The organism is Sphingomonas sp. CCH5-D11, assembly GCF_001557395.1.
In the GTDB taxonomy this organism is placed as follows: domain Bacteria; phylum Pseudomonadota; class Alphaproteobacteria; order Sphingomonadales; family Sphingomonadaceae; genus Sphingomonas.
In genome coordinates this window covers 1-7,624 of record NZ_LSKH01000103.1, presented here as the reverse complement: position 1 = coordinate 7,624, position 7,624 = coordinate 1, and the positions used below count along the sequence as shown (strand labels likewise).

Genomic DNA, 7,624 nt, shown 5'->3' with positions numbered 1-7,624 from the left:
CCGCCCCGCCGGTCGCCTGAGTTCCGCGAGAAAACCCTCCCGCGCGTTCAAGGATGTGCCCGGCGTCGACCGGGCGTCAGGTCGTCAGGCGTTCAGCGACGATGCCGAAGCAGGGTGATCCCGATCGATTCGCCCTCTTCGGCGATCGCCAGCTTGACGATCTTCACCTTCACCCGCCGAACGCGCGAATCCTGCAGGAACAATGTTTCGGCGATATGATCGGCCACGCCTTCGATCAGCGTGAAGTGAACCCCCGGCGGCAGCGCGGCAGTCGCCGCATGTTTCAGGTCCAGATAGTTTTTCGAAGCGGCAAGCGGCGTATCCGGCGCGAAACGCGCGGGCGCATCAAGCAGAACCGTCAGCGAGATTCGCAGCGGCTGCGGCAGGTGCGTCTCCTCGGAATAGACGCCGGTCAGCACCGGCACTTCCAGGTCGTGCACTTCAAGTTCGAGCATGTCTTCCACGCCGCGCGCTTAGCCGGACATTGCCGTTCGCGCCATGCCACTTGCGTTACCACTGCGACTCGGTAGAGCGCGCCACCCCTCGATCTTGGGGGCGGGAGGTGCGGGTGATCGAACTGATCGGTCTTGAACAGGTGGAAAACGGCGCGGTGGAGCAGCTGCTCGACCGTGCCTTCGGGACGGATCGGCATGGCCGCACCGCCTATCGCCTGCGCGCTGGCGTACCCGCACTGCTCGGCCCCAGTCTCGCGGCGGTGGAAGACGGCGCGTTGCTCGGAACGATCCAGCTCTGGCCCGTCCTGTTCAGCGGCGATGACGGCCGCCGTGTTCCCATGGCGCTCGTCGGCCCCGTGGCGGTGGTGCCGGAGCGGCAGCGTGACGGCATTGGGCGCCTGTTGGTCGCGGGGGCATTGGCGCGAGTCTCCGGCATCCCGCTGATGCTGATCGGCGACCCGGAATATTATGGCCGCTTCTTCGGGTTCAGCGCGAAAGACACCGCAGGATGGCGCTTGCCGGGCCCGGTGGAGCGCCATCGCCTGCTCGCGAAGGGAGAGGGCGTTCCGGGCGGTGACGGGTCGATCGGCCCGCACGTTTGCGCGGCCGGCTGATCCTTTACGGGAGCCTTGCCCTCCCCTAGGTCGTTGCCATGCCGATGGCACCTTCACCTGACTTCGATACGCTGACGATCGCCGACATCGCCCGCCTGGCGGAGGCGGATCGACTGCCGCCGGTCGAGCAGTGGAACCCCGATCACTGCGGCCATAGCGATATGCGCATCGCGCGCGACGGCACCTGGTATCACCAGGGATCGCCGATCGGCCGTATCGCCATGGTGCGCGCGTTCAGTCGCATCCTGCGGCGCGAGCCGGATGGCGGCTTCGTGCTCGTCACCCCTGTGGAAAAGCTCGACATCGATGTGGAGGATGCTCCTTTCGTGGCGGTGGAGCTGAAGGCGGAAGGGGACGGCCAGGACGCTTCGCTCGCCTTCCGGCTCAACACGGGTGAGGTGGTGACCGCATCCGCGGATCACCCGCTCCGCTTCGTGGAGCATGAAGACGGCCCGCACCCCTATGTGCATGTGCGCGGCGGGCTGGAGGCGTTGATCGCGCGCCCGCTCTATTACGAGCTCGCCGAACGTGCGCTTGCCGGTGACGAGAGTCCGCCGGGGGTTTGGAGCGCCGGCGCCTTTTTCCCGATCGCGCCATGACGTCGCTGGTGGACCGGCTTGGCCGGGCGCTGACGGAGGGGATGGCGCAGCAGACCATCCTCCTCGCGGGCGATCACGGCGATCTGGCGCTTGCCACCGGCGGCACGCTGAAGCCGGCGGCGGTTCTCGTGCCCGTCACCGATCGGCCGCGGCCGGGCGTGATCCTAACGCAGCGCACCGAAACGCTTCGCCGCCACGCGGGACAGGTGGCCTTCCCTGGTGGACGCCTCGATCCGGGGGAGGACGCCATCACCGCCGCGCTGCGCGAAGCGGACGAGGAGATCGCCCTGCCCCCCTCCGCCGTCACCGTGGTGGGAGAGGCCGATCGCTATCAGACGGTAACCGGCTATACCGTCACGCCCGTGGTCGGCGTCGTGCCGCCCGATCTGACGCTCCGCCCGTCGGAGGCGGAGGTCGCCAGCGTCTTTGAAGTGCCGCTCGACTTCCTTTTGGACAGCGCAAACCATGTCGAGGCCCGCACCCAATGGGAGGGTCGCGAGCGGCGCTATTACGAGATCATGTGGGATGATCGCCGGATCTGGGGCGCGACCGCGGCCATGATCGTCAACCTCGCCCGGCGCCTGCGATGGAGCGACTGACCCTGCCGCCGGCATCCTGGCGCACGCGCCCCGGACTGGATGCCCTCGCCACGGCACTCGGTGCTGAGGAAGGCGCGGCGCGCTATGTCGGGGGGGCGGTGCGCGACACGCTCCTTGGCCTGCCGGTCGCCGACATCGACATCGCCACCGCCCATCCGCCGCAACAGGTGATCACGCGCCTGGCGTCCGCCGGGATCAAGGCGATCCCGACCGGGCTGGCACACGGCACGATCACGGCAGTTTCCGCCGGCACCGTCGTGGAAGTCACCACCTTGCGGCGCGACGTCGCGACCGACGGGCGCCACGCGCAAGTGGCGTTCACCGACGACTGGCAGGAGGATGCCGCTCGCCGCGACTTCACGATGAACGCGCTGTACGCAGATCCGGTCTCCGGAACGCTGTTCGACTGGTTCGGCGGGCTGGACGATCTTGCCGCGCGGCGGGTGCGGTTCATCGGCGATCCGTACCGTCGCATTGCGGAGGATCACCTGCGCATCTTGCGGTTCTTCCGCTTCCATGCGCGCTTCGGCGACACGCCCGATTCCGCCGGTCTGGACGCCTGTACCGATCGCGCCAATGACCTGATGGCATTGTCGCGGGAGCGGATCTCTGCCGAACTGCTGAAGCTGCTGGTGGCAAAAGGTGCGGTGCCGGTCGTGGCGCTGATGGTGGAGCGCGGGATCTTCCGGCCGGTACTGCCGGAGATCGTGGACGTGCCTGCGCTGACGGCCTTGGCCGAGGCTGAGGCGGCGGCAGGCGTCGCACCCGATGCGATTCGGCGGCTGGCGGCGCTGATCCCCCCGGCAACGGCCGAAGCGGTCGGCGCCCGGCTTCGCCTGTCGAACGCCGATCGAAAGCGCCTGATCGCCGCCCATGACGGGCCTGGATCAGAAGGCGCGCGCGGTCTCGCCTATCGCGTAGGGCGCGAAATCGCGCTCGATCGACTGTTGCTGGCCGGCGCGGACGTTAAGGAATTGCAGGATTGGTCGCCCCCTCGCCTGCCGGTCGGCGGCGGGGATCTCGTCACCCGCGGCATCGCACGCGGGCCGGAGGTGGCCCGTGCGTTGCGGGAAATCGAGACGCGTTGGATCGCGGAAGGCTTCCCCGACGCGTCCCGCACCGCTCAGATCGCGGACATGGTCACGGGTCAGTTGCTCGGCGCCGACAGCAACTCATAGGCCTGCGCCGCCGTCAGCGGGCGCGAGAAGTGATAGCCTTGCCCGTAGGTGCAGCCGAGCGCGGACAGCGTCTGCGCCACGGCCGAACTTTCGATCCCCTCCGCCACGGTCGCCATGCCCAGCGCCGCCGCCAGGCTCAGCACCGCGCGCACGATGGCGATCTTGTCCCGATCCGCCATCATGTCGGTAACGAAGCTGCGGTCGATCTTCAGCGTGTCGATGGGCAGTTTCTGGAGATAGGCGAGGTTTGAATAGCCGGTGCCGAAATCGTCCATGGCGATTGTCGCGCCGGTGGCCTTCAGCGCCCGCAGGATCTCGGCATTGCCGTCGGGATCGGCGATCAGCGCGCTTTCCGTGATTTCCAGCTTCAGGCGGCTCCCTGCCAGGCCATGGCTCGCCAAAGCGGCCGTCACCATCGGGGGGATGAGATCGCGCTGCAACTGGATTGGGGAGATGTTCACCGCCATCTGCACGTCGAGCGGGCGGCCGCCCCGCACATCCCACGCGGCCAGCGTGCGCAGCGCCTGATCGACCACCCAGCGGCCGAGCGGCACGATCAGGCCGGATTCCTCCGCCACCGGAATGAAATCGGCCGGTGCGATCTCGCTCCCGTCCTCCGCCGTCCACCGCGCCAGCGCTTCAAAGGCCACGATTCGGCCGGTCGCCAGATCGCAGATCGGCTGATAGTGCAGCCTGAGCTGCTCCGCTTCGATCGCTCGGCGCAGCGCCGTTTCCATCGAAAACCGTTCGCGCGCACGATCAAGCGCGCGCGTGTCATACGCCTCGGCCTGGCCCGTTTCCTTGGACCGGCGCACGGCAAACTGCGCGTGGCGGATCACGTCCTCCGCATCATCGGTCGTCTCGGCTCCGAATGCCATGCCGATCGCACAGGTGATTCGGATCTCGAAATCGCTCAGCCGAATCGGGGTGGCCAGCACGTCCTGGATCCGCCGCGCCGCATGGTCGGCCTCCGCCCGTTCCCCGCGCGTCTGAAGCAGCACGCCGAACTCGTCGCCGCCGATCCGACCCAGCACGTCGCCGGCACGCAGCGAGCCCTTGATACGCCGCGCGACGGTGATCAGCATCTCGTCGCCGGCCATGCTGCCAAGGCATGAATTCACCCGGCCGAACCGATCAAGATCGATCACCAGCACGGCATAATTGGTCAGCCCGGTGGCAATCCGCGCCTCCAGAAGGTCGCCGAACCCGGCCCTGTTCGGCAGGCCGGTCAGGCTGTCGGTGTTCATCTCGCGCCGCAGGCTGGCCTCGGTGCGCATTCCCCGTGTCTGGTCGACCAGCGTCACCAGGCAGCGTGGCGAATGATCGCTGTCGATCCGGGCAAAGGTGACGTCGAACCACCTTTGCTCCACCGCATCTCCGGTGCGCCAGCTACGCTGCTCGCGCGGGCTGTTCCCGTTCAGAAAGGCTGCAAGCGCACCGCCCAGGTCGCGCGTAAGGGCGCAATTCGCCGGATCGGTCGTCAGACCCAAGCGGCGGAACGCGACATTGGACAGCCTGATCTGCAAACTGCCCGAGTCCAGCGCGACGATCACGGCCGCAATGGGCAGCAGATCCATCGCTACTTCGGCCGCCGTCCTGTCGAATGCAGGGGGGCTTGGCTCTTCAGCTACTCTCAACGCGGCGACCAACGGCATTGTGCTGGTCCTAGCGCCAGCTCGTTAACTTTCCTTGAACTTGCAACGGCTTTCAGGCGAACCGGTTGTTCCGCGGGAAGCCCGTCGGCGGCATCCGGCCGGCTGCCCCCCGCGCTGCGCGCCACGCGGAAACGTCAGCCTCGGTTCGCGTGCGCCCGGTGTCGCCCCCCATGGGCCAGCTGATCCCGTCCGAATAGCGGAACGTGATCGCATCGCTAAGCCCGCCGTCGCGATACCGCTGCAACTGGGCGCCCTGCCCCCTCGTCATTTCCGGCAACTCGTTCAGCGGAAAGACCACCATCTTCCGGTTGTCGCCGACTGCCGCGACATAATCGTCGTCCGTGGCGACGGGCCGGACCACGGCCAGCTTGGCGCCGGCCCTCGGCGTCACCACCGTCTTGCCCTTGCGCGTTTCCGCCAGCACGTCGTTCACCGGCACGATGAAGCCGCGACCGTCGCTGGCCGCCACCAGCAGCTTGGAATCCCGGTCCGCGCGCAGCAGCCGGACGATGCCAAGGTTGCCATCCAGATCGATCGTCGCCCGCACCGGCTCGCCGAACCCGCGCCCGCCCGGCAGCTTGTCCGCCGCCAGCGTGTAGAAACGGCCATTTTCCGCCGCCAGCAGCAGCTTGTCCGTCGTTTGCGCATGAAAGGCGAAGGCTGGGCCGTCGCCTTCCTTGAACTTCAGCGTCTCGGCAGAGGCAAGGTCCACATGCCCCTTCATCGCGCGGATCCAGCCGCGCTGCGACAGGATCACCGTGATCGGCTCCCGCTCGATCATCGCCTCCAGCGGGATCTCGCGCGCCGGTGCGGCTTCCTCGATCGTCGTACGTCGTTTGCCCAGCGCCGTCTCCGGGCCGTACCGGTCGCGAACCTTTTTCAGGTCCTTCTTCATCCGCGTCCGCTGCCGCGCATCGGATCCCAGCAGCAGTTGAAGGTCGGCCTGCTCCTTCTCCAGCGCGTCCTGCTCGCGCTTCAGCTCCATTTCCTCCAGCCGCCGCAAGCTGCGCAGCCGCATGTTGAGGATCGCTTCCGCCTGCCGATCGGTCAGGGCGAACTCCGCCATCATCACCGCCTTGGGCTCGTCCTCGGTACGGATGATCTCGATCACCCGGTCCAGGTTGAGGAAGGCAATGATATAGCCCTTCACCAGCTCCAGCCGGTCGGCGATCTTGGCCAGCCGATGCTCGGTACGCCGGCGCAGCACCACGAACTGATGCTCCACCCAGGCGGCCAGCGCCTCGGCCAGGCTCATCACGCGGGGCGTGCGACGGGCGTCCAGCACGTTCAGGTTCAACGGAACGCGCGTTTCCAGATCCGACAGGCGGTAAAGCCCGTCCATCAGCACCTGCGGATCGACCGTCCGGCTGCGCGGCTCCAGCACCAGGCGGATCTCGGCATCCGATTCATCGCGCACATCGGCCAGGATCGGCAGCTTCTTGTCGTTCACCAGGCCAGCGATCTGCTCGATCAGCTTGCCCTTCTGGACACCATAGGGGATCTCGCTGACCACGATCTGCCAGCCGCCGCCCTTTTCGCGCTCCACGGTCCAGCGACAGCGCACCCGAAAGGCGCCGCGCCCGGTCGCATAGGCTTCGCGGATGATCGCCGGCGGATCCACCAGCAGCCCGCCTGTGGGGAAGTCAGGCCCGGCCACGAACGCCAGCGGATCGGCCGACGGATCATCGACCAGCGCGATCGCGGCGTCCAGCAGCTCGGCCGCATTGTGCGGCGGAATGCTCGTCGCCATGCCCACGGCGATGCCGCTCGCCCCATTCGCGAGCAGGTTCGGGAACAGCCCGGGGAACAGTTCCGGCTCCTGCTCCTCGCCATTATAGGTCGGACGGAAGAGGACGGCATCCTCGTCCAGCCCGTCCATCAGGTCGATCGCGACCTGGGTCAGCCGCGCCTCGGTGTAGCGATAGGCGGCGGCGTTATCGCCATCGATGTTGCCGAAATTGCCCTGCCCGTCGACCAGCGGATAACGCAGCGCAAAATCCTGCGCGAGCCGGACCATCGCGTCATAGACCGACTGATCGCCATGCGGGTGATATTTGCCGATCACGTCGCCAACGACGCGCGCGCATTTCTTATATCCTTGGCTGGGATCAAGCCGCAGCAGCCGCATCGCCCACAGCAAGCGGCGATGCACCGGCTTCAGCCCGTCGCGCACATCCGGCAGCGACCGCGCCGTGATCGTCGACAAGGCATAGACCAGATACCGCTCCGACAGCGCGGAATCGAACGGCGCATCGAATACGCCCACGGGCGGATTGTCGGGCGGCAACACGGTCGCATCGGTCGGCATGGCGTGCGTGCTAGCAGGGAGCGCCCTTGTTCCACAACCGTTCCGCTCACTGTCCTACAGGCGCAGCGCGTGCCACAAGGGGCCGACGCTGATCACCAGAATGTCATCCCAGGCTTGATCCGGGATCCAAGGCTCCGCAGTCGAGGTCGCTAGAACTCTGGCGTCCGCGTTCGCGGCACACTGGATCCCCGATCACGGCGGGATGACAAGCTGAAC

General features: G+C 67.2%; 7 protein-coding genes. 4 read left to right on the top strand and 3 right to left on the bottom strand.

Annotated features, from left to right (window positions below):
* Positions 1-92: 92 nt before the first annotated feature.
* The gene (locus tag AX702_RS06840; protein ID WP_066777876.1) at positions 93-464 is read right to left on the bottom strand and encodes a dihydroneopterin aldolase; all 372 of its coding nucleotides are present in this window, start codon (positions 462-464) and stop codon (positions 93-95) included.
* Positions 465-568: 104 nt separating this feature from the next.
* Between AX702_RS06840 and AX702_RS06835 the strand changes: the two genes are divergently transcribed.
* Genes AX702_RS06835 through AX702_RS06820 form a run of 4 tightly spaced genes read left to right on the top strand, consistent with a single transcriptional unit; the run spans position 569 to position 3,445 of the window.
* Positions 569-1,069, top strand: coding sequence for a GNAT family N-acetyltransferase (locus tag AX702_RS06835; protein ID WP_066777873.1), 501 nt, complete (start codon positions 569-571; stop codon positions 1,067-1,069).
* Positions 1,070-1,107: 38 nt separating this feature from the next.
* A complete protein-coding gene (locus tag AX702_RS06830; protein WP_066777871.1) occupies positions 1,108-1,668 on the top strand; it encodes a DUF1285 domain-containing protein in 561 nt (186 codons plus the stop codon).
* Positions 1,665-2,267 (top strand): CoA pyrophosphatase, encoded by a 603-nt coding sequence (locus AX702_RS06825; protein WP_066777869.1) that lies wholly within the window; start codon positions 1,665-1,667, stop codon positions 2,265-2,267. The genes AX702_RS06830 and AX702_RS06825 overlap by 4 nt, the downstream gene beginning before the upstream one ends.
* Positions 2,255-3,445 carry a CCA tRNA nucleotidyltransferase gene (locus AX702_RS06820; protein WP_066777867.1) on the top strand — a complete coding sequence of 397 codons (1,191 nt, stop codon included), beginning with the start codon at positions 2,255-2,257 and terminating at the stop codon, positions 3,443-3,445. The genes AX702_RS06825 and AX702_RS06820 overlap by 13 nt, the downstream gene beginning before the upstream one ends.
* Here AX702_RS06820 and AX702_RS06815 read toward each other — a convergent pair.
* Both AX702_RS06815 and parC read right to left on the bottom strand, forming a co-directional pair.
* Positions 3,415-5,022, bottom strand: a complete 1,608-nt coding sequence (locus AX702_RS06815) for a putative bifunctional diguanylate cyclase/phosphodiesterase (RefSeq protein WP_066777864.1) — start codon at positions 5,020-5,022, stop codon at positions 3,415-3,417. The two genes, AX702_RS06820 and AX702_RS06815, sit on opposite strands and share 31 nt — an antisense overlap.
* Before the next feature lie 130 nt (positions 5,023-5,152).
* Positions 5,153-7,408 carry a DNA topoisomerase IV subunit A gene (parC, locus tag AX702_RS06810; protein ID WP_066777861.1) on the bottom strand — a complete coding sequence of 752 codons (2,256 nt, stop codon included), beginning with the start codon at positions 7,406-7,408 and terminating at the stop codon, positions 5,153-5,155.
* Positions 7,409-7,624: the final 216 nt, after the last annotated feature.